Source organism: Nakamurella flavida (assembly GCF_030811475.1).
Lineage (GTDB): Bacteria > Actinomycetota > Actinomycetes > Mycobacteriales > Nakamurellaceae > Nakamurella > Nakamurella flavida.
The window spans coordinates 3,770,799-3,793,552 of the sequence record NZ_JAUSQV010000001.1 but is presented as its reverse complement, the minus strand read 5'-3'; the positions used below and the strand labels follow the sequence as shown (position 1 = coordinate 3,793,552).

Below are 22,754 nucleotides of genomic sequence, written 5' to 3'. Positions count from 1 at the left end.
TGGCGGATCAGGCGGGCGGGGGCGACGCGGCGGCGTAGCCGCACAGCCACGGCTCGAGCCCGCGCTTCTGGTAGAGCATCTTGGCCCGCATGAGCTGCTCCTCGGGCGAGGCGTCCATCGGGTTGCCGACGCCGTCGACCGACTGCCAGGTCGGCAGGTCGAACTGGAAGAGGCCGAAGGTCGCCGGGTAGCCGGAGGGGTAGAACGTGGCCTTCGGGTTGTTGGTGGACTCGCAGTAGGCGAGCCCGTCCCAGTTGACCCCGAACTCGGTGTCGTTGAAGAAGACCCGGCTGCCCCGCATCTCCAGGGTGGACCTGGTCCCGACGTGGATGACGGTGGCGGTGGGCGCGACGTCGACGGTGCGGCCGACCTCCTGCTCGCCCGTCTGCACGCCGTCGACGACGGTGGCGGCGTAGGTCACCGTCTCGGTGCCGGGCGCCCCGGGGGTGACGACCTGCTCGGTGCCCCGGTTCAGGGCCGGGTCGTCGACCCGCTGGTCGGGCAGCTGGGCGACGGCGACCTGCTCGGTGCGGGTGGTGGTCTGCGTGCGGGTGATGTCGACGGCGGTGCCGTCGGCGAGCACGGTGGTCGCGTCCGGGGTCACGGTGTCCTCCGGGCCCAGCACGATGCCCTGGTCGGTGAGTAGGTCGGCGACGGTACGGGCGGTGGCGCGCACCGTGCGGAGCGGCTCGGCGCCGTCGGTCAGGGTGACCTCGTGCACCTCCTGGGCGGTGAGGGTGATGCCCTCGACCGGGATCTCGCGGGAGCGGTCCGCGGACAGCTGGAGGTCGGCCGGGTTCTGGCCGAGCTGGGTCAACGCCGCCTCGACGGTGGTGGCCGTGGTCCAGACGTCCCGCTCCTGGCCGTCCAGAGTGAGCTGCACGAGCCGGGCGCGCTGCACGGACACCTGGGCACCGTCGGACAGCGCGGTGGCCGGCGCCGGGGCGATGACGTCGTGCTCGCCGACCGTCAGACCGGCCGAGGTCAACGCGCCCTGGACCGACCCCGCGAGGGTGGTCACGGAGCGCTCCTGCCCGTCGACGGTGATGGTGACCGTCTTGGACAGGGCGGCGGCGGAACCGCCACCCACGGCGGCCAGGCCCAGGACGGTGGCCGCGGCGACCAGCACGATGCGGCGGCGGGTGGGCCGGCCGGCGCGGTGGCGTCCCGCATCGGCGGCGGCCCCGTCGTTCCCGGCGGGTTCGTTGATCAGGTCCGTGGTGCTGGGCAAGCTGACGACACTCCGATTCTCGGACGTGCTCCGGGCAGGGGTGTGGGCACCGCACGACCGCAGCCCCCGGGTGACCTCACGGACGACCGGCCGGCAGCAGACACGGAGAAGGGCAGACGATCCGTCCGCCGACCACCGGTCCGACGATCGACCGGTGCTGTCACGAACTCCGTCTGCCCCCACACACCCGAGATCTTCCCCATCCCGGCTGTTATCACGAAACAGTAACGGGGAGATGTTGAGCGCGCAACGTGACGTCGGCCATCGTCCGACCGGTCCGTTCACCCACCCGGACCTCGCATTCCGGGACGTGGTCACCGACTGTGCCACCGCTGGGCGCGACACCACCCCGGGAGAACGACGATGGACCCCGCCCCCTGAGCGGGGTGCGGGGTCCTCCGGTGTCGCGGTCGGCTCAGCCGTTGGCGCCGGCGCACGCCCACGGGGAGAGCCCCCGGGAGGCGTACAGGTTCTCCGCCACGGCGATCTGCTGCTCCCGGGTGGCCAGGTCCGGGCGGGACGCGTACGCGCCACCACCGGCACTCATCCAGGTCGAGATGTCGAACTGCAGGCCGCCGTAGTAGCCGTTGCCGGTGTTGATCGACCAGTTGTTGGTCGACTCGCAGCGCGCGATGGCGTCCCAGTTGACCCCCGAGCTGCCGGAGGAGGCCGGCGCCGGGGCGGCGGAACGGCTGGACGAGGACGACGACGCGGCGGCGGCCGGCGCGGGGGCCTTCTTGGTCCCCTGCTTGGTCACCGTGGCCAGGGCCTCGACGGTGGTGGTGCTGGCGATGTCCTGCGGGGCGCCGGCGACACCGTTGGTGGTGACGACGCGCACGGTGACGTCGACCGACCCCGGCCGACCCTGCTGGGTGACCTTCGTGGTGCCGTCGGCCAGCGAGCTGTCCTTCTCGACGACATCGGCGGGCTGGGCGACCTCGCGGGTCTGCACGGAGTCGGCGACCTGGATGCGGGTGACGACGATCGGCAGGCCGTCGGCGACCGGGGTGGCCGGGTCGGGGGTGACGGTGTCGGTCGGCGACAGGGTCACCCCGGCGCCGGCGAGGACGTCGGCGACGGTGGCCGCGTCGGTCGGGATCGCCGTCAGCGGGTCGGTGCCGACGGTCAGCGCGACCGTGGGCAGGGTGATGACGGAGACGGTCAGACCCTCGCTCACCGGGGTGGCGACATCGGGGGTGACCCGGTCGGCGGCGGCCAGGGTGATGCCCTGCTCGGCGAGCAGGTCGCCGACGGTGGTGGCGGTGGAGGTGACGGCGGCCGCGGCGGCTCCGCGATCGGTGAGGGTGACGGTGTGCAGCGTCTGCGCGTGCACGGCCAGCCCGTCCAGCGGGATCTCGCGGGACCGGTTGGCGGACAACTGAAGTCCGGCCGGATCCTGGCCGAGCTCGACCAGGGCGCGCTCGACGGTGGGAGCGGTGGTCCAGACCTGGCGGGTCTGCCCGTCGATGGTCAGGGTCAGCAGCCGGCCACGGGCGACGGTGATCTGCGAGCCGTCGTAGATGGTGGTCGCGCCGGCGGGGGCGAGCTGATCGTGCTCGCCGAGGGTGAGACCGGCGGAGTCGAGTGCTCCGGCGACCGAGCCGGACAGGGTGGAGACCTGCTGCACCTGGCCGTCGACGCTGATCGCGACGGTCTTCTGCAGCGAGAGGACGGTCCCGCCGGTGGCGGCCAGCACGACGGCGAGGGCGGCGGCGCCGATCAGCAGGGGCTTGCGGAACGAGCGACGGGCGGCGGGGGTGTCCTGCGCCTCGGTGCCGTTCTCCGGAGTCTGCGCGGCCTCGGTGGTGTCGGCGGTCCCGATGATCTCGGCGGCCTCGGGCAGGGCGGGGTCGTGCTGGGTCAAGTCGTCATCCGAACGTCGTCTTGTCCGGGCAGAGGGGGAGGGTGCGCCCGGGCGCCCAGGGCGCGATCGGACCGCCCCGTGGGCGGTCGATGTCGGTTCGGCACGGTCGACCGCGGCCGGGATGAACCGGCGCGGCGGATCGATGCGTGCTGCACCCGGGAGGTCCTCATCCCGGCTTTCGTCACGGAACGATAACGGGATGGCTACGCCGCGGACAACAAGGTGAGACCCACATGACACTCACATGCAGATTCGACCGGATCGGGTGACGGGCGGGGCGTCGTCACGCCGACGGCATGGGCAGTCCGTACGTCGAACGGGCGGTGTCGGCCAGTTCGTCGCACATCTCGGCCAGCTCGAGTCCGCGCAGCGCCGACAGCGCCCGCACCGTCCAGGGCAGCGCGTACGGCTCGTTGCGCCGACCGCGGTGCGGATGCGGGGTCAGGAACGGCGCATCGGTCTCGGCCATCATCAGACCGGCCGGAGTGACGGTGGCGGCGGCAGCCAGATCGGCGGCGTTCCTGAACGTGACCGGCCCGGCGTACGACATCACGAAACCGGCCTGCGCGCAGCGGTGGGCCATGGCCTCGTCGCCGGAGAAACAGTGGAAGACGACCACCGGCGGCGGCCCCTCCTGCTCGAGCACCGCGAACACCGCCTCGTGCGCGTTCCGGTCGTGGATCATCAACGGTTTGCCGACCCGCTTGGCCAGTGCGATGTGCCAGGCGAACGCCTCCCGCTGCACGTCGTGCGGGGCCGCGTCCCAGTAGAAGTCCAGCCCGGTCTCACCGATGGCGACCACCCGGTCCTGCTCCGCCAACGCCGCCAACGCCGCCCTGGTCGGCCCGTCCAACGCGTCGGCCCGGGTGGGGTGCAGACCGACGGCGGCGTACAGGTCCGGATGCCAGGTCGCGGCCCGGGCCGCCCACTGCGCCGAGGCCAGGTCGTCCCCCACGGTGACCACCTGACGCACGCCGACCGCCGCGGCCCGATCCATCGCCGCGGCGACGTCGGCGGCGTCCACGCAGCCGCAGGCGTCCAGGTGGGTGTGCGCGTCCACCACCGGTCGCGGGAGCGGCTCGGGCGCCGGCGCGGCCTTCCGGTCCGCCACGGCGGGGTGGCCGTTGGACGTAGCCCCGGCGCTCACTGGACCGGCGCCCACTCCGGGCCGGTCTCCCCCAGCGCGGGGTCGAGCTTGGCGAACAGCGGGCTGGGCTTGCCCAGCTCGCGGCCGGCCTCGATCGGGACGCGCTTCCAGACGGCCTGCTCGCCGGCGTAGTCGCCGGTCAGCACGGGGTAGGGGCGGGCCGGCGGGACACCGACCCCCTCCACGTCGTCGTCGAAGTCCTCGACCTCCAGGATGTCGGGCTGGGCGGCCCACACGCCGGAGCCGCCGAGGGCCTCGAACACGGCCTGGCTGGAGTGCGGCAGGAACGGCGTCAGCATCGTCTTCGCGTCGTCGACGATCTGCAGGGCGGTGTGCAGCACGGTGGCCTGCCGCTCCGGGTCGGCCTTGAGCTTCCACGGCTCGGCGTCCGACAGGTACTTGTTGGCCAGCGAGACCACCCGCATCGCCTCGCTGGACGCGGCCTTGAACCGACTGCGACCCAACAGGTCCCCCACGGTGGCGAACGCGGCCTCGGAGGCGCGGAGCAGCTCGATGTCCGCGTCGGTGGGCGTCGTCGACGTCGGGATGACGCCGAAGTTCTTGTGCGCCATGGAGATCGACCGGTTGACCAGGTTGCCCCACTCGTTGGCCAGCTCGAAGTTGGTGCGCCGGACGAATTCGTCCCAGGTGAAATCGGCGTCCTGGTTCTCCGGGCCGGCCACCGAGATGAAGTAGCGCAGGGCATCCGGGCCGAACTCGCGGAGGAAGTCGCGCACGTAGATCACCGTGTTGCGGGAGGTGGAGAACTTCGACCCGCGCATGGTCAGGAACTCGCTGGAGACCACCTCGGTGGGCAGCCGCAGCTCGCCGAGCCCGCCGGGCGCGCCGCCCCGCGCGCCCGCGCCGTTGTACGCGAGCAGCTCGGCCGGCCAGATCTGCGAGTGGAAGGTGATGTTGTCCTTGCCCATGAAGTAGAACTGCCGGGCGCCGTTCGCCCCCGCACTGTCCGGGCCCTGCCACCACCGCTGCCACTCGTCCGGCGAGGTGCCGAAGCGCCGGGCCCACTCGATGCTGGCCGACAGGTAACCGATGACCGCGTCGAACCACACGTAGAGCTTCTTGTCCGGCCGGTCGCGCCAGCCGTCCAGCGGCACCGGGATGCCCCAGTCGATGTCCCGGGTCATCGCCCGCGGGCGGATGTCGTCCAACAGGTTCAGGGAGAACTTGAGGACGTTCGGGCGCCAGTCGGAGCGGCCGCGCAGCCAGGTCCCCAGCGCCTCGGCCAGGGCGGGCAGGTCGAGGAAGAAGTGCTCGGACTCGACGAACTTCGGCGTCTCGCCGTTGATCCGCGAGCGCGGGTTGATCAGGTCGGCCGGGTCCAGCTGGTTTCCGCAGTTGTCGCACTGGTCGCCGCGGGCACCGTCGTAGCCGCAGATGGGGCAGGTGCCCTCGATGTAGCGGTCGGGCAGGGTGCGCCCGGTGGACGGCGAGATCGCCGACATCGTGGTCTGCGCGACGAAGTACCCGTTGCGGTGCACCGTGCGGAACATCTCCTGCACCACGGCGTAGTGGTTGCGGGTGGTCGTCCGGGTGAACAGGTCGTAGGACAGACCCAGGCCGGCCAGATCCTCGACGATCACCCGGTTGTAGCGGTCGGCCAGCTCGCGGGCGGTGACGCCCTCCTGGTCGGCCTGCACCAGGATCGGTGTTCCGTGCTCGTCGGTCCCGGAGACCATCAGCACGTCGGCCCCGGCCATCCGCTGGTAGCGGGAGAACACGTCGGCCGGCACACCGAACCCGGAGACGTGGCCGATGTGACGGGGACCGTTCGCGTAGGGCCAGGCGACCGCGGTCAGCACGGGGGAATTCATGGCGCTCAGGTTAGTCGGCGCGGCTCGCGCCCCCGGACGCCGCGAGCCCGCCTCGTAGTGTCGGACCGATGAGCGATCGCGAGTACGACCTGGTGCTGTTCGGGGCGAGCGGGTTCGTCGGGAAGCTGGTGGCCCGGCGGTTGGCCGAGGCCCGCACCGACCTGCGGATCGCCCTGGCCGGGCGCTCGGAATCGCGGCTGACCGCGGTGCGCGACGAGCTGGGCGTCCACTGGCCGGTGGTCGTGGCCGACTCCGGTGACCCGGCCGCCCTGGCCGACCTGGCCCGCTCCACCCGCGTGGTGCTGTCGACGGTCGGCCCGTACGCTCGGCACGGCCTGCCGCTGGTGCTGGCCTGCGCCCGGGCCGGCACGTCGTATGCCGATCTGACCGGCGAGGCGCTCTTCGTCCGGGAGAGCATCGACCTCGCGGACGGGCTCGCCCGGGACAGCGGCGCCCGCATCGTGCACGCCTGCGGCTTCGACTCCGTGCCCTCCGACCTCGGCGTGCAGGTGCTGGCCGAGCAGGTGGCCGCGGACGACGCCGGTGAGCTGACCGCGGTGCTGTTGCTGGTCGTGGCGGCCAAGGGCGGTTTCAGCGGCGGGACCGTCGACTCGCTGCGCGGGCAGGTGGACGCGGTGCGTGCCGATCCCGCCCTGGCCCGCCGACTGGCCGACCCCTACCTGCTCAGCCCCGATCGGGAGGCCGAGCCCGATCTCGGTCCGCAGCCGGACACGTTCCTGACCCACCGCCTCGACGACGGGACCTGGACGGCGCCGTTCGTCATGGCCCCGTTCAACACCCGGATCGTGCGACGGTCCAACGCGCTGCTCGGCCACGCGTACGGGCGGGGCCTGCGGTACGCCGAGGCGGTGCGCACCGGCCGGTCGCCGCTGTCCCCCCTCATCGCCGGCGGGGTCGCGATCGGCAGCGCGGCGGCGGCCCTCGGGCTGCGCACCCCCCTGGTCCGCCCGCTGCTCGACCGGCTGCTGCCCGACCCCGGCCAGGGGCCGAGCGAGAAGGCGCAGCGGGAGGGCTCGTTCCGGCTCGAACTGCGGGCGGCCACCACGTCCGGTCGGCGGTACGTCGGGGCGGTCGCCGCCGCCGGCGACCCGGGTTACGCGGCCACCTCGGTGATGCTCGCCCAGGCCGGCCTATCGCTCGCCCAGGACGACCTGCCCGAGCGCGCCGGCGTGCTGACCCCAGCCGTGGCCATGGGTGAGGCGCTCGCCGACCGCCTGCGCGCCGCGGGGTTCACCCTGTCCGCGCAGGCGCTGGACTGAGCGGGACGTCCCGGCCGGACCGCCGCCGCCACGGTACGGATCGCAGCGAGCCGCGCCGGTGGGCCGCGATCAGCATGAGCGTGGTGGGCACCAGGCTGAGCAGGACGGTGACGACGGACGCCTCCAGACCGAAGCCACCGCCGGTCAGCAGATCCGATCCGTGCACGGTCGTCGTCCATAGCCCGGGCATGCTCCCGCCGGACACGGGGATGCCGAGCAGTGCCTCGGTGGCGTTCCAGGCCAGGTGGATGCCGATGACGAACCGCAGGTCCCGGCGCCAGAGGAAGGCGGCGCCGAGGAGGAGCCCGGCCTCCACGGAGATGGTCAGGGCCGCGAGCAGGGTCGCGCCGTCGTTCATCAGATGCATCGCCCCGAAGATCAGGGCGGTCACGGCCAGGGCGACCCCGCTCCCGCCGATGCGCTCCAGCGCCTGCAGGACGAAACCCCGGAACATCAACTCCTCCAGCACGCCGGCGGCCGCGCCGAGCATGACGGCCTCCAGGAGTGCAGCACCGACATCTCGACCGGCCCAGGCGATGTCGTAGCCGCCCAGGAGGGCGACGACGCCGGCGACGCCCGCCACGAAGGACGTCCCCAGGGCGATACCCAGGACGAGTTCGCGACCCCCGCCGGTGCCGGTGAGTTCCGGCGTCCGCCGCCCGGCCACTCCGCGCATGATGACCACGTAGAGGGCCGCGACGAGCACGGTGCCCACCACGGTGAGCCACGGGCGCCACGCGGGTGGGAGATCGGCGGACACCACACCCAGTCCGAGGGATGTCGTGAAGAGCAGGACCGCCCCCAGCGGACCCCAGACGAACGGAGATCGGATGATCCGCCCGACCCCGGGCTGCGGATGCGCGACGCGGGATGTCCGGGGGGCGGTCACCGTGAGCTCCGGACCACGCGGTGGCCGGCACCGGACTCGACCGGGGAGGACGACCCCCGGCCCGCCCGACCGGCCGACCGCCACAGGCGGATCGCGGCGGCGGCCGGCAGGACCACACCCCAGACCAGGACGCTGTAGACGGCCAGCCGCTCCCAGACCCCGTCCGGGAAGAGGAGCGAGGACCCCGTGGCCAGGTTCAGGCTGACCATGACCAGCCCGGTGACACCGAGGACGCCCAGGGCGGTACTCACCCGGCCGAGGGGGCGGAGACGGCCGTCGGCGCGCCAGATCCGCCCCACCAGCAGCAGCACGGCGTTGCCGCCGAGAATGGCCATGCCCGCGCCCAGGAAGTGGATCACGATGGTGTTGTCCCGCTCCGCAGCCGGGCTGCCATGGATGCACCCGACCAGGACGACGCCGACGGCATGGACGGCGGCGAGTCCCAGCAGCATGCGTCGGTCACGGATCGGGACCCAGGCCGCCACCGCGAAGCACGCCGCAGCGAGGAACAGCAACCCCTCCAGGATGAACCCCAGATTCATCACCGCGGCCAACGGCGAGGTCGCCGCCACGCCGTGCAGGGCCTCCGCCCGCGGGATGCCGAGATCGCTGACGTAGTTCGTCAGGTAGCTGTAGCGCCGCATGGCGTCGGCCGTGACCGCCTCGGTCGTGAACGACCAGAGCCCGGCGATGGCCCAGAGCGCCGCCGCGGCCCAGGCGGCCACCAACGCCCCGGCGGACGGAACGGGACCCTCACCCGCCGGGGCCGGTCCTGATCCGGCGGCCGTCGACACGGATCTGGTCCGGTGGATCATCGGCATGCGACTGTCCCTTCCTCCGCGGCCGGGCCGGCCGATGGAGGAAGTCTGTCGACGGGCGGGCCGGCCGGCGTCTGCCCGGTGGCCGGCTCGAGCCGGTCGGCCGTAGACCGTCCGGCCTACCGCGGGCGGCGGGTCAGCGCCGCCCGGCGCAGATCAACCCGACGCAGTCGCCGAGCGTGTTGCCGTACGCCCGGTTGCCACCCAGGTCGTGGGCGTTCGGGGCGTAGATACCGTACCGACCGTTGTTCGTCGCGGTGTTCGCGCCCACGGTCAGGCCGTCGGCCAGCGTCCGGATGCCACTGGAGGTGTTGCGGGAGAACGTGTTCCCGGTGATCGTGACCGTCTCGGGCCGTTCGGCGAGGACGCCGGTGGTGTTGGCCACGAAGGTGTTGCCCGTGACGGTCATGCTCGAGGAGTGCAGGGCGATCCCGTTGCCGCGGAACGTGTTCCCGTCGACGACCGCGTTCCCGGGGCCGTCCTCCATCCCCGCCTCGGTCATCACCCCGTTGCGGTTGTCGGTGAAGGTGTTGCCCTGCAACGAGACCGAGCACCCCAGCGGCGAGATCGGGCGGACGTAGTTCCGCACCGTGCTGGCCCTGACGAGGATGTCGGACTCCCAGCAGGTGGTGGGCGGACCGTCGTACCCCGAGCCGTCCAGGGTGGAGGACTCGATGGACACCGACCACCCGTCGCTCTGTTCCACGCCACCGCCGCGGATCGTGGACCCGCTCACCGCCACCGACGCCCCGTACCCCTTCACCGTGGACCGGGTCAGGGTGGAGTCCTGCACGACCAGATGGCCCTGGAACTGGATCACCGGTGAGTCGGTCAGCCGCACCCCGGTCAGCGTGGGACTGCTGTTCGTGAAGGACAGCCGGGCCTTGTCGAAGCGCACCCCGCGGATGGACGACGGGACGACCTGGGAATCGACGTCCTCGGTCACCCCGTCCTGCCAGCCGCGGACGGTGCCGTTGATCAGGGCCGACCCGCCGGCCCCGCTGAACACGACACCGGTGCCGGACGACCCCGGACCGGTCAGGGTGCGGCCACCCAGATCCAGGGTGACCCCGGCCCCCAGCGTCAACCCGTTGCCCGAGGGACAGGTCAGATTCCTGGTCAGCACGGTGTTCGTGGTCAGGGTGGCGCCGCACGTCACCCCCGGTGCCGAACCCCGGACCGGGGCCGCCGCCCCCGCCGATGCCACCGTCCCCCCGGTGAGCAGCACGACGACCGCTCCCGCCGTGGTCAGCCGTCGCGTCAGTGCACGCATCGATGCGTTCATGTCGATTCCGTTCCCCCTGGAGCGGCACCCCACCGCTTCCCCCGAAAGGAGTATCGCCGGATCTCTGGGTACAGGCAAGGGGGAGTCGTACACCCATTGGGACCACTCTGGGCGTGGCAAATGATCTTCACACCCCGCTCGGGCGTCCGTCGATGACACTCCGTGGATCTCTCGCCGACGGGGCGCCGGCGGTCGGAGCGCCGAAGTCGGAGCGCCGAGGGCGGGGCGCCGGACCGCGCCCCGGGAACGCCGAACGGGGCGCCGATCCGCAGGATCGACGCCCCGTTCGGGCAGTGCTCCGGCCGCATCACGCCGCGGCCGAGTACGCACTCAGGAGGACCCAGGGGGCCTCAGTGGCCGCTCTCGACCGGGGCGTTGACCCCGGCGGTCTGGCCGTCCTCCTGGATCTCGGTGCGGTCGCCCGACCACAACGTGTGGAAGGTGCCCTCGGTGTCCACCCGCTTGTAGGTGTGCGCCCCGAAGAAGTCGCGCTGGCCCTGGATGAGGGCCGCGGGCAGCCGCTCGCTGCGCAGCCCGTCGTAGTAGGACAGCGAGGAGGCGAACCCGGGGGTGGGGATACCGGCCAGGGCCGCGCGGGAGACCACCCGGCGCCAGGAGTCCTGGCCGGCCGAGACGACCTCGGTGAAGAACGGCGCGAACAGCAGCGAGGCCAGCGTCGGATCCTCGGCGTAGGCCTCGGTGATCCGGTTGAGGAAGCGGGCCCGGATGATGCAGCCACCCCGCCAGATCTTGGCCACCGCACCCCGGTCGATGTCCCAGTCGAACTCGGCGGCACCGGCCACGATCTCGTCGAAACCCTGCGCGTAGGCGACGATCTTGGACGCGTACAGCGCGAGCCGCACGTCCTCGATGAACGCCGCCCTGTCGTCGAGCTCCAGCTGGCCGGACGGGCCGGGCAGATCCTTGGCCGCGGCACGCTGGGCCGTCGCGGAGGACAGTCCACGCGCGAACACCGACTCGGCGATCCCGGTGACCGGGACACCGAGGGTGAGCGCGGTCTGCACCGTCCAGGTGCCGGTGCCCTTCATGCCGGCCGCGTCCACGACGACGTCGACGAACGGCTTGCCGGTCTTCGCGTCGACCTGCTTGAGCACCTCGGCGGTGATCTCGATGAGGAAGGAGTCCAGGTCACCGGCGTTCCAGTCGGCGAACACCTCGGCGATCTCGGCGGGCTCGAGGCCGGCGCCACGGCGCAGCAGGTCGTAGGCCTCGGCGATGAGCTGCATGTCGGCGTACTCGATGCCGTTGTGCACCATCTTCACGAAGTGGCCGGCGCCGTCGGTGCCGATGTGCGTGCAGCAGGGGGCGCCGTCGACGTGCGCGGATATCTTCTCCAGGATCGGCCCGAGGGACCCGTAGGCCTCCTTCGATCCACCCGGCATGATCGACGGGCCCTTGAGGGCGCCCTCCTCGCCGCCGGAGATGCCGCAGCCGACGAAGTGGATGCCCTTCTCCCGGGCCGCCTTCTCGCGCCGGATGGTGTCCTGGAACAGGGAGTTCCCGCCGTCGATGAGGATGTCGCCCGGTTCGAGCAGCTCGGACAGCTCGTCGATGACGGCGTCGGTCGGCCCGCCCGCCTTGACCATGATGATGATCTTGCGCGGGACGGCCAGCGAGGCGACGAACTCCTCGGGGGTGTTCGACGGGACGAAGTCACCGTCGGAGCCGTGCTCGGCGATGAGCGCGTCGGTCTTGCTGCTGGTGCGGTTGTGCACCGCGGTGACGAAGCCCTTGCTCGCGAAGTTGCGGGCGAGGTTGGAGCCCATGACGGCGAGACCGGTGACACCGATCTCGGCGCGGGCGGTGGAATCGGGCACGGGAACCTCCGGGTCACGGTCGAGCTGGTCCCCTACACACTCCCGCACGAGGGCCCGCGGCGGCGAACCGGGGGGCGTTCTCACCGACGCTCCGCACATGGGTCACCGGTGACGCACGCCAGCGACCGCCGACCGTCAGGCCAGGGCCGCGCGCACCGCCGCGGCGATCCGGCCGCCCTCGGCGCGTCCTGCGGCCCGGGCCTGGACGGCCTTGACCACCACACCCATCTGCCGCGGGGTGACCGGGGCGCCGGTGTCCTGCGCGACCTGCTCGACCGCCTCGGCGACCCAGCCGGCCAGTTCCTCGTCATCGAGCTGGGCGGGCAGGTAGGCGGTGAGCACGGCGGACTCGGCCCGTTCCTTGTCGGCCAGCTCGGCGCGGCCGGCCCCGGCGAAGGCGTCGGCCGCCTCCTTGCGCTTGCGCACCTCCTTGCCGAGGACGGCCAGCACCTCGGCGTCGGACAGCTCACGGGCGGTGTCGCCCGCGACCTCGGCCACGCCGACCGCGGCCAGTGCCATCCGCAGGGTGCCGGTGGTCAGGGCGTCGCGCGCCTTCATCGACGCGGTCAGATCGGTCCGCAGGCGGGCCTTGAGGGTGGGCGTGCTGTCGGTCATCGGGTCCTCCGGGTGCTGCGTGGATCGGTGGCGGTGGGTGGTGCGGGGCGGGTGGCCGCGGCGTAGACGGTGCGGCGGGGCAGGCCGACGCGACCGGCGACCACGTCGACGGCGTCCCGGCGGCTGGCCCCGGCGGCGACGAGCTCGGCCACGGCCGCGGCCAGGTCGGACTCGTCCACGGCCACGGTCCCGGCCGGTGCGCCGGCCACGACCAGGGTGACCTCACCGCGGACCGTCTCGGCCCCGGCGACGAGCTCGGCCAGCGTGCCGCGGCGGACCTCCTCGTAGGTCTTGGTCAGCTCCCGGCACAGGGCGGCGGGGCGGTCGGCACCGAACGCCTCGGCCATGGCCTGCAGGCACTCGCCGAGTCGGTGCACCGACTCGAAGAACACCATCGTCCGGGTCTCGGTGGCCAGCTGGGTGAAGGCCCGGGCCCGCTCCCCGGGTTTGCGCGGCGGGAACCCCTCGAAGCAGAACCGGTCGGACGGCAGCCCGGACAGGGCCAGCGCGGTGATCACCGCGGACGGCCCCGGCACCGAGGTGATGTCGATGCCGGCCTCCGCGGCCGCGGCCACCAGCCGGTACCCGGGATCGGACACCGACGGCATCCCCGCGTCGGTGACGAGCACGACCGTCGCACCCTCCCGCATCCGCTCCAGCAACCGGGGGATGCGCGACTGCTCGACCGACTCGTAGTACGACACGACCGACCCGGTGGGGTGGATGCCCAGATCGGTGGTGAGCCGGTGCAGGCGGCGGGTGTCCTCGGCGGCGATGACGTCGGCGGTGGCCAGGGCGTCCCCCAGACCCGGCGAGGCGTCGCTCACCCGACCCAGCGGGGTGCCGGCGAGCACGAGACGGCCGGTCGGGAACGAGGTGCTCACCAGGGTCACCTTACGATCGTCGGCATGTCCGCTCCCCCCACCGTCGGCCCCGGCCCGACCGCGCAGCAGGCGGTCGGTGGCGATGCCGGGACGGATGCGGACGGACCGCTCGCCGCACCGGCACCGTGGTGGCGTCGGATCCCCGCCGTCGCATCCCTGCCCGACACCGACGACCGGGACCCGGCCCTGGCCCGTCCCGACCCGGCGACGTCGGTGATGCCGATCGGTGGCACGCCGGCGCTGACCGCTCCCGTGCGCACCGGGCGCCCCACCCTGCCGCCGCCGCCCACCGACCGGGTCCGCGGCTGGGTCGTCACCCTGACCCTGACCCTGGTGGCCGCGGTCGTCCGGCTGTGGGACATCGGCCTGCGCACCGACGGCGGCACCCCGCTCTTCGACGAGAAGTACTACGCGCTGCAGGCCGCCGAGGTGATCCGCAACGGCGGCGTCGAGGACAACCAGGCGTTCGGCGTGGTCGTCCACCCACCGCTGGGCAAGCAGATCATCGCGCTCGGCGAGCTGGTGGCCGGGTACACCCCGACCGGCTGGCGGCTGGCCCCGGCGGTCGCCGGCATCATCTGCGTGCTGGTGATGGTGCGGGTGGTCCGCCGGATGACCCGCTCCACCCTGCTCGGCGGCATCGCCGGCGTGCTGATCATCTGCGACGGCGTGAGCCACGTGCAGTCCCGCTCGGCCCTGCTGGACATCCTGCAGACCGTCTTCGTGCTCGCCGCATTCAGCTGTGTCATCGCCGACCGCGACCAGGTCCGGGCCCGCCTCGCCGCCTCCGTCCGGGACGACGGCGAGCCGGGTCGGTTCGGGGTCGTCCTGGGCGCGCGCTGGTGGCGGTTCGCCGCGGGGGTGCTGCTCGGGCTGGCCATCGCCATCAAGTGGTCCGGCGTGTACTGGGTGGCGGCGTTCGGGGTCATGGTCGTCGTCTGGGACATCACCGCCCGTCGCGATTCCGGCGTGACCCGCCCCGTGCAGGCCGTGGTCCGCCGGGATCTCGTGCCGTCCCTCTGGTCGCTGGCCGTCATCCCGGTGGCGACGTACGTCGCGACCTGGTGGGCCTGGTTCGCCTCGGCGAACGCCTGGCCCCGCAGCACCCTGGTCGCCACCCCGGAGTTCCGGTCGGACTGGAAGTCCGGTCTGCTCTACCAGCTGGGCTCGTTCTGGGACAACGCCCTGTGGCAGTGGACGTGGAAGATGCTCGACTTCCACTCCCATCTGCTCACCCCCACCGACCCGGCCAAGCGCCACCCGTGGGAGTCCAAGCCCTGGACGTGGCCGCTCGGCACCCGGCCGGTGAACTACTACTCCCCCGGCGCCGGCACGGGCTGCGGGGACGGGCGGACCGACTGCGTGCAGCGCATCCTGCTCATCGGCACCCCCGCCCTGTGGTGGATCTCGCTGTTCGTGGCGGGCTGGGCGTTGTGGAAGGCGATCGGCCGGCTGGACTGGCGCTACGCCGCCGTCCTCGTCGGGTACGGCGCGGGCTACCTGCCCTGGTTCACCAACCTGGACCGCCAGATGTACTTCTTCTACGCCACCCCACTGGCCCCGTTCCTGATCATCGGCATCACCCTGGTGCTCGGCGACATCCTCGGCCGCTCCCGGGTGGGGGTGGAACGGCGCTACCTGGCCGTCACGATCGTGGCGATCTACGTGGGTCTGGTGGTGGCCAACTTCGCCTACCTCTGGCCCATCCTCAACGGCGTGCCGATCACCCCCGACGGCCTGCAGATGCGGACCTGGCTGCCGTCCTGGGGCTGAGCCCACACGACCCCGGCCGGCTCGCGCCGCTGCCCCGGACCGCCCCGGGGGCCCGATCGGGGGCGGGTATATGGTCGGAACCGGCTGCGATGCGGCGCCATCGCAGCGCACATCCGCGCACCGCACACCCGCAATCGCGAGGAGGCCCCATGGCCCAGTACACCCTTCCCGAACTCCCGTACGACTACAGCGCGCTCGAGCCGCACATCTCCGGCGAGATCATGCAGCTGCACCACGACAAGCACCACGCCACGTACGTCAAGGGCGCGAACGACACCATCGACCAGCTCGCCGAGGCCCGCGACAAGAGCTCCTTCGGGGCCGTCGGCGGCCTGGAGAAGAGCCTGGCGTTCAACCTGGGTGGGCACATCAACCACTCGATCTTCTGGCCGAACCTGTCCCCGGACGGCGGCGACAAGCCGGTCGGCGAGCTGGCCGCGGCCATCGACGAGTTCTTCGGCTCGTTCGACGGCTTCAAGGCCCAGTTCACCGCCAGCGCCAGCACCATCCAGGGCTCCGGCTGGTCCATCCTGGCCTGGGACACCCTCGGCCAGCGGCTGAACATCTTCCAGCTGTACGACCAGCAGGGGAACCTGCCGGCCGCGCAGGTGCCGATCGCCCTGGTCGACATGTGGGAGCACGCGTTCTACCTGCAGTACAAGAACGTGAAGCCGGACTACATCGCCGCCTGGTGGAACGTCGTCAACTGGGCGGACGCCGCCGCGCGCTTCGACGCCGCCAAGGCGAAGACCGCCGGGCTGATCGTCCTGTAGGTCCTGCACCAGCACTCCGGGCCCCTGCCGTTCACGGCGGGGGCCCGTTCTGTGTCCGGCTCAGCCGAGCCGCTGCACCAATCGGGCGGCGTCCTGCGGGGCGTGGGCGTACCCGTCGTTGTCGAAGTAGACGCAGACCCGTCGCACCCCCGGGGTCCGGGCCCACCCCCGGATGCGGTCGGCCCACCGGTCCAGACCCTGGTCGCTGTACTGCGACAGGTAGAGCTCGGCGTCGCCGTGCAGGCGGACGTAGACCAGGTCGGCAGTGACCTCGTCCACCCAGGGGAAGCGTCCCGCGGTGTCCGCGACGACCAGCGCGATGCCGGATTCGCGGCACTGGGCGGCGAACTCCCCGGTGGCGAAGCTGGGGTGCCTGACCTCGACGGCGTGCTGGATCGCGCCCGGGACCGCCGCCCGGACCACCGGCTCCTGGGACCACCGTTCGAACAGCCGTGGCTCGTACCCGGCGGCCAGCCGGGCCGCGTCGTCGGTGGTCATCGGCAGCCGGGCGAAGAACGCGGCCATCCGCTCCGGGTGGTAGGCCAGACCGGGTGGCAACTGCCACAGGATCGGGCCGAGCCGCTCCCCCAGATCGAGCAGTCCCGAGGCGAAGAAGGTGGCCAACGGCTGATCGACGTTCGCCAGCTTCTTCTGGTGGGTGATGAACCGGCCACCCTTGACCGCGAACAGGAAGTCACCAGGAGTGGCGTCCCGCCAGGCGCGGTAGCTCGACGGGCGCTGCAGGGAGTAGAACGACCCGTTGATCTCCAGGGTGGAGAACGCCCGGGAGGCGAACTCCAGCTCGCGCCGCTGAGCCAGTCCCGCCGGGTAGAACGCCTTCCGCCAGTGCGGGTAGGTCCATCCGGACAGTCCGATGCGGACGTCCGCACCGCCACCGGAGAGAACACCCACCACCCCGGTCCCGCCTACCGCCGAGCCTTCGCGCTGGCCGCGTCGTTCGCCTTCTGCAGGGCCTCGATGAGCTGGTCCTTGCTCATCCGGGAGCGGCCCGCGATGTCCAGGCGCTGGGCGAGCAGGTACAGGTGCGCGCGGGTGGCGCTGGTGTCGACGCCGCCGGCGGAGGTACCGGAACGCCCGCGGGGCGAGGCCGCCTGCGAGTCGGACGGGCCCTTCTCGTCCTTGGGCTCCCAGTGGTCGCCGACCTTCTCGTAGCTGTGCTTGACCGCGGCCAGGGCCGTGCGAGTCGCCCGCTCGCCCTTCCCGTACTGCTCGACCGCCGAGTCGTGCGTCTCCACGAAGGTGCGTGCGGCCTTCGGGTCGGGCGAGCGCTCCAGCGTGCTGGGGATCTCCGGGGTGTTCTTCGTGGGCTTCGCCTTCGGGCCGGCGGCCTTCTTGCTGGCGGCCTTCTTGCTGGCGGCCTTCTTGCTGGCGGCCTTCTTGCTGGCGGCCTTCTTGGTGTCCGCCTTCTTGCTGTCGGCCTTCTGGGTGTCCGCCTTCTTGGCGGGGGCCTTCTTCGCGTCGGCCTTCTTGCTGTCCGCCTTCTTCGCCGGGGCCTTCTTGGCGGAGGCCTTCTTCGCGCCGGCCTTCTTGCTGCCGGCCTTCGTCCCCGCTGTCAGCTCGTCGTCGGCCTTCCTGCCCGCCTTGGTGCTCGACTTCGCTGCGGCCTTGCCGGTGGACTTCGCCATGGTTGCTCCCTGTCGTCCTGCCCGGGCCGCCGTCGTGCGCCCGTCCTGCCGTCCATCCTGTCCGCCGCGGTGGGATTACGCCCGCAGGCGCCCCGCCCGCCGGCCGACCGACTGCGGCCGGGGAGTGCGGTCAGTGGGGCGCGTCGACCGCGGCGGAGCCGGGACCCGCGCCGTTCCCGGCCGGGCCGGCGTCGATGTCCGGCTCGATGTACAGCACCCGGGCGGCCGGCACGGCGGCCCGGACACGGCTCTCCACGGCGTTGATCGCCGCGGCGACCTCGGCGGCGGAGTCCGTCGGGGTGACGGCGACCTTCATGGCGACCAGCATCTCGTCGGGGCCCAGGTACAGCGTCTTCATGTGCAGGATCCGCTCGACCTCGTGGCCGCTCTCGGCCGCGGCGCGGATGCGCTCGGCGTCCTGCGGGGTGGCGCCCTCGCCGATGAGCAGACTCTTCACCTCGATGCCCAGCACGATCGCCACCACGATGAGCAGGATGCCGATGGCCACGGTCCCGATGCCGTCCCAGATGCCGTCGCCGGTGATCACCGACAGGCTGACACCGACCAGGGCCAGCACCAGGCCGATGAGCGCGGCGATGTCCTCGAGCAGCACGACGGGCAGCTCGGGGGACTTGGACCGGCGGACGAACTGCAGCACCGAGATGCCGGTGCGCTGCGTCGCCGATTCCTTCAGCGCGGTGCGCAGCGAGAACGACTCCAGCCCGATGGCCACGAGCAGGACGGCGATGGGCAGCCAGGGCACCTCGATGGCCTCGGGGTGCTGGACCTTGTGCACACCTTCGTAGATGGAGAACATCCCGCCGACGGTGAACAGGATGATCGCGACCATGAACGCGTAGACGTACCGCTCCCGCCCGAAGCCGAACGGATGGTCCGGGGTGGCCGCCCGCTTCGACCGTTTCCCACCGACCAGCAGCAGCACCTGGTTCCCGGAGTCGGCCAGCGAGTGCACCGACTCGGCCAGCATGGAACTGGACCCCGAGATCAGGAACGCGACGAACTTGGTGATCGCGATCCCCAGGTTCGCCGCCATCGCCGCGACGATGGCCTTGGTACCGCCCTCTGTGCTCATTCCGGTGAGTGTGACGGGTGGGACCGCCCGCCGGACAGGGGGCCCGTCGCGCCCGCCCGCCCGGGATGGGACAGCATGGGCCGGACACCGCACCTGAAGCCGATCGTCGAACCGCAGCGAAGGGGCCCGACATGATCCCGCAACACGCCGGTCCTACCGTCCCCCCCATGGCCGATCTGTTCCAGGACTACCCCGCCGGTGCGGCGTGGGACGAGATGTTCTCCGGGCCGGGCGAGGTCCGGCCCGCGTACGAGCAGGTGCACGCCGTCCTGCGGACGATCAACGGGGCCGACCTGTCCGCCCGCGCGGAGATCATGGGCCGGGCGTTCCTCGACCAGGGCGTCACCTTCGCCCTCGGCGGCGTCGAGCGACCGTTCCCGCTGGACCTGGTGCCGCGGGTGGTCACCGCCCAGGAGTGGGTCACCGTCGAACGCGGTGTGCCGCAACGGGTCCGCGCACTGGAGGCCTTCCTGGCCGATGCCTACGGACAGGGCCGGATCTTCGCCGACGGGGTCATCCCGCGCCGGTTGGTCACCACCTCGCCGCACTTCCACCGGCAGGTCGCCGGCATGGGTCACCAGGACGGCGCCCGCATCGTCATCTCCGGGGTCGATCTCATCCGCGACGAACACGGCACCTTCCGGGTGCTGGAGGACAACGTCCGGGTGCCGTCCGGGGTGTCCTACGTCCTGGAGAACCGGCAGGCGGTCACCCAGGTGCTCACCGAGGCCGGCGGCGACCAGGTCGTCCGGCCGGTGTCGGAGTACCCAGGCCGGCTGCTGGCCGCCCTGCGGGCCGTCGCGCCGTGGAACGTCACCGATCCGACCGTGGTCGTGCTGACCCCGGGCGTCTACAACTCCGCGTACTTCGAGCACACCCTGCTGGCCCGCGAGATGGGTGTGGAGCTCGTCGAGGGCCGGGACCTGATCTGCCGCAACAACCGCGTCTACCTGCGCACCACGGCCAGCGAGATGCCCGTGCACGTGATCTACCGACGGGTCGACGACGAGTTCCTGGACCCGGTGCAGTTCCGGATGGACTCGCTGCTGGGCAGCCCCGGGCTGGTCAACGCCGCCCGCGCCGGCAACCTGACGATCGCCAACGCGGTCGGCAACGGCATCGCCGACGACAAGCTGATCTACACCTACGTGCCGGACATCATCCGGTACTACCTGGGCGAGGACCCGATCCTGCCGAACGTGGACACGTACCGGATGGAGGAGCCCGAGCACCGCGAGTACGCGCTCGAGCACCTGCACCAGCTGGTGCTCAAGCCGGTGGACGGTTCCGGCGGCAAGGGCATCGTCATCGGTTCCCGGGCCGACCGGGCCACGCTGAGCAAGGCGCGGGCCACCATCCTGGACAACCCGCGCGGCTGGATCGCCCAGAACGAGATCCAGCTGTCGACCGTGCCGACGCTGATCGGTGACCGGCTGCGCCCCCGGCACGTCGACCTCCGGCCGTTCGCGGTCAACGACGGCAACGCGGTCTGGGTGCTGCCGGGCGGGTTGACCCGGGTCGCGTTGCCCGAGGGCGAGCTGATCGTGAACTCCTCGCAGGGCGGCGGGTCCAAGGACACGTGGGTGCTGGCCGGGCCGGTGCCCGAGCCCGAACCGGTGCGCCCCGCCCCGGCGGACGCGACGGTGATGATGCCGGCGATCACCGCCGACATGTTCGACCCGCCCGTCACCCCCGATGACGACGGGCACGCCATGCGCACCCAGCAGGGCCAGCAGCAGCAGCAACAGCCGGCCGGACCGGCAGGAGGGACCGACGCATGCTGAGCCGGATCGCCGAGTCGCTGTACTGGCTCGGCCGCCACGTGGAGCGGGCCGACTGCACGGCCCGCATCCTGGACACCTATCTGCACCTGCTGCCCGCCGGGTCCTGGCAGGGCGACAACCAGGTCATCCGGTCCCTGCTCGACTCGATGGGTCTGGTCGACGGTGAGGGCGGCGATACCCCGGGCGACGCCGGTCAGCTGGTGCGCACCCTGGTCTTCGACCGGGAGCGTGCGTCCTCGGTCGCCGGGGCGCTGGTCGCGGCCCGCGAGAACGCCCGCGGCGTGCGGGACGCGATCCCGATGAACGTCTGGGAGTGCCTGAACGTGACGTGGCACGGCCTGCGCACCCGGGAGGCGGCGGGCTCGGGCCCGCACACGTTCCTGCGCTGGGTCGGCGAACGCTGCGCCATCGCCGCCGGCCTGGTCGACGAGGTGATGAGCCACGACGAGGGCTGGCACTTCCTCGTCGTCGGCCGCTCCCTGGAACGCGCGGACATGACGATCCGGCTGCTGGCTGCCGCGGACTCCGAGACCGGGGCTGTGCCGCCGTGGCGGGCCCTGGTCAGCGCGTGCGGCGGCTGGGAGCCCTACGTCCGGTACGCGGGCGGCTCGATCGGCCAGCGCAGTGCGACCGAGTTCGTGCTGCTCGACCGCTACTTCCCCCGCTCGGTGGTGCGGGCGCTGACCGCGGCGGAGACCTCGCTGGCCGAGCTGGAGGCGGCCGGGGCGCGGCAGTTCCGCGACCCCCGGCGCGACCCGTCCTCGGCCCGGCGGATCGTCGGACGCACCCGGACGAGCCTGGAGTACCGGACCGGCCGGGAGATCGTGGACGACCGGGCCCACCTGCTGTCGTCCCTGCAGCGCACCGTGACCAGCGCGCACACCGCGGTGACCAGCTCCTTCTTCCGCCGCGAGGACGCGGTGGCCTGGGCCAACATCGGCGCCGACGGAGGTGTGGCATGACCCCGACCGCTCCCGCGATGGCGGCCCCGGCCGAGATCTGGCGGCTGCTCATCGTGCACCGCACCGTGCTCAGCTACCCGGACACGGTGACCACCTCGTACAACGAGGTCCGCATGCAGCCGGCCGACGAGCCCGGCCAGGCCGTGCTGTCCGCGCGACTGGAGCTCGACCCGTTCGAGGGCGTCGTGGGGTACCAGGACTACTTCGGCAACCGGGTCGCGTCCTTCGACGTGCACCGTCCGCACCGGCAGCTCGCGGTCACCGCGACGACGACGGTGGAGACGTTCGCCCCGGTCGGCGACGGCACCGCCGGGCCCACCTGCGCCTGGGAGGACCTCGCCACCCCCGGCGTGCTCGACCGCTGGGACGAGTTCCTGGCGGCCACTCCGCTCACCGAGGTCGACGACGAGCTCGCCGGGATCGCCGCGCAGATCCGCGCCGAGTCGGCGACCCCCCGGGACGCCGGCATGGCCGTGTGCCGGTGGGTGCACAGCACGCTGAACTACGAGCCGGGGTCGACCGGCGTGCACACCTCGGCCCTGGAGGCCTACGCCGCCCGGCGCGGGGTCTGCCAGGACCTCTCCCACCTGGCCATCGGGCTGCTGCGGTCGATGGGGGTCCCCACGCGGTACGTCTCGGGCTACCTGCACCCGGACCCGACCGCGGCCATCGGCCGGACGGTGGTCGGCGAGTCGCACGCCTGGGTGGAGTGGTTCGACGGGTCGTGGACGCGGTACGACCCGACCAACTCCAAGGCGCCGACCCAGGCGCACGTGGTGGTGGGGCGCGGCCGGGACTACGGCGACGTCCCGCCGGTCAAGGGTGTCTACGCCGGGCCGGACGCCACGGGCAACGAGGTCACCGTGCGGGTCACCCGGCTGCGCTGAGTCGGTCCCCGGCCGGTCTCCCCGTCCGGCAGGCGCTCCCCGTCTCCGGGCGGACCACCCGTCGGGGCCGGTGGCGGGGTGTGGAGGAACGGCCCGGGCGTGGCCCCGACCCCGTAGGGTCGGGTGGACCCTGGACCCGGCGCCCCGGCCTGT

General features: G+C 72.3%; 19 protein-coding genes. 6 read left to right on the top strand and 13 right to left on the bottom strand.

The features are described from left to right. Positions 1-7 precede the first annotated feature (7 nt). The 4 genes from J2S58_RS16850 to metG form a co-directional block, all read right to left on the bottom strand. Positions 8-1,231 carry a resuscitation-promoting factor gene (locus J2S58_RS16850; RefSeq protein WP_205257404.1) on the bottom strand — a complete coding sequence of 408 codons (1,224 nt, stop codon included), beginning with the start codon at positions 1,229-1,231 and terminating at the stop codon, positions 8-10. Between the two features lie 415 nt (positions 1,232-1,646). Then, on the bottom strand, positions 1,647-3,095 hold the full coding sequence (locus J2S58_RS16845) for a resuscitation-promoting factor (protein WP_205257403.1): 1,449 nt from the start codon (positions 3,093-3,095) through the stop codon (positions 1,647-1,649). Between the two features lie 283 nt (positions 3,096-3,378). Then, complete coding sequence (locus J2S58_RS16840; RefSeq protein ID WP_205257402.1) at positions 3,379-4,206, bottom strand: TatD family hydrolase; 828 nt, start codon at positions 4,204-4,206, stop codon at positions 3,379-3,381. A 32-nt stretch (positions 4,207-4,238) separates the two neighbouring features. Beyond that, positions 4,239-6,074, bottom strand: coding sequence for a methionine--tRNA ligase (gene metG / locus J2S58_RS16835; protein ID WP_205257401.1), 1,836 nt, complete (start codon positions 6,072-6,074; stop codon positions 4,239-4,241). A 68-nt stretch (positions 6,075-6,142) separates the two neighbouring features. Here metG and J2S58_RS16830 point away from each other — a divergent pair, with 68 nt between their 5' ends. Beyond that, on the top strand, positions 6,143-7,354 hold the full coding sequence (locus tag J2S58_RS16830; RefSeq protein ID WP_205257400.1) for a saccharopine dehydrogenase family protein: 1,212 nt from the start codon (positions 6,143-6,145) through the stop codon (positions 7,352-7,354). On the opposite strand, the gene J2S58_RS16825 is transcribed toward J2S58_RS16830, so the two are convergent. From J2S58_RS16825 to rsmI, 6 genes are all read right to left on the bottom strand, one after another. Next, positions 7,326-8,243, bottom strand: coding sequence for a CPBP family intramembrane glutamic endopeptidase (locus tag J2S58_RS16825; RefSeq protein WP_205257399.1), 918 nt, complete (start codon positions 8,241-8,243; stop codon positions 7,326-7,328). The two genes, J2S58_RS16830 and J2S58_RS16825, sit on opposite strands and share 29 nt — an antisense overlap. Next, the gene (locus tag J2S58_RS16820; RefSeq protein ID WP_205257398.1) at positions 8,240-8,968 is read right to left on the bottom strand and encodes a DUF998 domain-containing protein; all 729 of its coding nucleotides are present in this window, start codon (positions 8,966-8,968) and stop codon (positions 8,240-8,242) included. Before J2S58_RS16820 ends, J2S58_RS16825 begins: the two co-directional genes overlap by 4 nt. A gap of 229 nt (positions 8,969-9,197) precedes the next feature. Next, positions 9,198-10,334 (bottom strand): NosD domain-containing protein, encoded by a 1,137-nt coding sequence (locus tag J2S58_RS16815; protein ID WP_205257397.1) that lies wholly within the window; start codon positions 10,332-10,334, stop codon positions 9,198-9,200. Between the two features lie 362 nt (positions 10,335-10,696). Then, positions 10,697-12,184, bottom strand: a complete 1,488-nt coding sequence (gndA, locus tag J2S58_RS16810; RefSeq protein WP_306828995.1) for an NADP-dependent phosphogluconate dehydrogenase — start codon at positions 12,182-12,184, stop codon at positions 10,697-10,699. 135 nt (positions 12,185-12,319) lie between these two features. Further along, positions 12,320-12,799: a GatB/YqeY domain-containing protein gene (locus tag J2S58_RS16805; RefSeq protein ID WP_205257395.1), complete on the bottom strand. Its 480-nt coding sequence runs from the start codon at positions 12,797-12,799 to the stop codon at positions 12,320-12,322. Next, on the bottom strand, positions 12,796-13,692 hold the full coding sequence (gene rsmI, locus J2S58_RS16800; protein ID WP_306828993.1) for a 16S rRNA (cytidine(1402)-2'-O)-methyltransferase: 897 nt from the start codon (positions 13,690-13,692) through the stop codon (positions 12,796-12,798). Before rsmI ends, J2S58_RS16805 begins: the two co-directional genes overlap by 4 nt. Before the next feature lie 15 nt (positions 13,693-13,707). Here rsmI and J2S58_RS16795 point away from each other — a divergent pair, with 15 nt between their 5' ends. Together J2S58_RS16795 and J2S58_RS16790 are read left to right on the top strand one after the other, a co-directional pair. Continuing rightward, positions 13,708-15,456, top strand: coding sequence for a dolichyl-phosphate-mannose--protein mannosyltransferase (locus J2S58_RS16795; RefSeq protein WP_240189110.1), 1,749 nt, complete (start codon positions 13,708-13,710; stop codon positions 15,454-15,456). Positions 15,457-15,605: 149 nt separating this feature from the next. After that, positions 15,606-16,229: a superoxide dismutase gene (locus tag J2S58_RS16790; protein WP_205257393.1), complete on the top strand. Its 624-nt coding sequence runs from the start codon at positions 15,606-15,608 to the stop codon at positions 16,227-16,229. Between the two features lie 60 nt (positions 16,230-16,289). Here the strand turns inward: J2S58_RS16790 and J2S58_RS16785 are convergent, their stop codons facing one another. The 3 genes from J2S58_RS16785 to J2S58_RS16775 all read right to left on the bottom strand — a co-directional run bounded on the left by J2S58_RS16785 (position 16,290) and on the right by J2S58_RS16775 (position 18,968). After that, positions 16,290-17,141 carry a DUF72 domain-containing protein gene (locus J2S58_RS16785; protein ID WP_205257392.1) on the bottom strand — a complete coding sequence of 284 codons (852 nt, stop codon included), beginning with the start codon at positions 17,139-17,141 and terminating at the stop codon, positions 16,290-16,292. Between the two features lie 14 nt (positions 17,142-17,155). Continuing rightward, positions 17,156-17,875, bottom strand: coding sequence for a ChaB family protein (locus J2S58_RS16780; RefSeq protein ID WP_205257391.1), 720 nt, complete (start codon positions 17,873-17,875; stop codon positions 17,156-17,158). Positions 17,876-18,005: 130 nt separating this feature from the next. Continuing rightward, complete coding sequence (locus J2S58_RS16775) at positions 18,006-18,968, bottom strand: cation diffusion facilitator family transporter (protein ID WP_205257390.1); 963 nt, start codon at positions 18,966-18,968, stop codon at positions 18,006-18,008. A gap of 167 nt (positions 18,969-19,135) precedes the next feature. On the opposite strand from J2S58_RS16775, the gene J2S58_RS16770 reads away from it, so the two are divergent. From J2S58_RS16770 to J2S58_RS16760, 3 genes are read left to right on the top strand one after another with little or no spacing between them, the layout of a single operon-like run. Next, positions 19,136-20,752 (top strand): circularly permuted type 2 ATP-grasp protein, encoded by a 1,617-nt coding sequence (locus J2S58_RS16770; RefSeq protein ID WP_205257389.1) that lies wholly within the window; start codon positions 19,136-19,138, stop codon positions 20,750-20,752. Beyond that, positions 20,746-21,714, top strand: coding sequence for an alpha-E domain-containing protein (locus J2S58_RS16765; RefSeq protein ID WP_205257388.1), 969 nt, complete (start codon positions 20,746-20,748; stop codon positions 21,712-21,714). The genes J2S58_RS16770 and J2S58_RS16765 overlap by 7 nt, the downstream gene beginning before the upstream one ends. Further along, complete coding sequence (locus J2S58_RS16760; protein ID WP_205257387.1) at positions 21,711-22,601, top strand: transglutaminase family protein; 891 nt, start codon at positions 21,711-21,713, stop codon at positions 22,599-22,601. The genes J2S58_RS16765 and J2S58_RS16760 overlap by 4 nt, the downstream gene beginning before the upstream one ends. Positions 22,602-22,754: the final 153 nt, after the last annotated feature.

Excerpts from the sequence above, each read along its gene's own strand:
- metG (WP_205257401.1), bottom strand. The coding sequence starts at position 6,074 with ATGAATTCCCCCGTGCTGACCGCGGTCGCCTGGCCCTACGCGAACGGT.
- J2S58_RS16830 (WP_205257400.1), top strand. The coding sequence starts at position 6,143 with ATGAGCGATCGCGAGTACGACCTGGTGCTGTTCGGGGCGAGCGGGTTC.
- J2S58_RS16815 (WP_205257397.1), bottom strand. The coding sequence starts at position 10,334 with ATGCGTGCACTGACGCGACGGCTGACCACGGCGGGAGCGGTCGTCGTG.
- J2S58_RS16805 (WP_205257395.1), bottom strand. The coding sequence starts at position 12,799 with ATGACCGACAGCACGCCCACCCTCAAGGCCCGCCTGCGGACCGATCTG.
- J2S58_RS16795 (WP_240189110.1), top strand. The coding sequence starts at position 13,708 with ATGTCCGCTCCCCCCACCGTCGGCCCCGGCCCGACCGCGCAGCAGGCG.
- J2S58_RS16790 (WP_205257393.1), top strand. The coding sequence starts at position 15,606 with ATGGCCCAGTACACCCTTCCCGAACTCCCGTACGACTACAGCGCGCTC.
- J2S58_RS16780 (WP_205257391.1), bottom strand. The coding sequence starts at position 17,875 with ATGGCGAAGTCCACCGGCAAGGCCGCAGCGAAGTCGAGCACCAAGGCG.
- J2S58_RS16775 (WP_205257390.1), bottom strand. The coding sequence starts at position 18,968 with ATGAGCACAGAGGGCGGTACCAAGGCCATCGTCGCGGCGATGGCGGCG.
- J2S58_RS16770 (WP_205257389.1), top strand. The coding sequence starts at position 19,136 with ATGGCCGATCTGTTCCAGGACTACCCCGCCGGTGCGGCGTGGGACGAG.
- J2S58_RS16765 (WP_205257388.1), top strand. The coding sequence starts at position 20,746 with ATGCTGAGCCGGATCGCCGAGTCGCTGTACTGGCTCGGCCGCCACGTG.
- J2S58_RS16760 (WP_205257387.1), top strand. The coding sequence starts at position 21,711 with ATGACCCCGACCGCTCCCGCGATGGCGGCCCCGGCCGAGATCTGGCGG.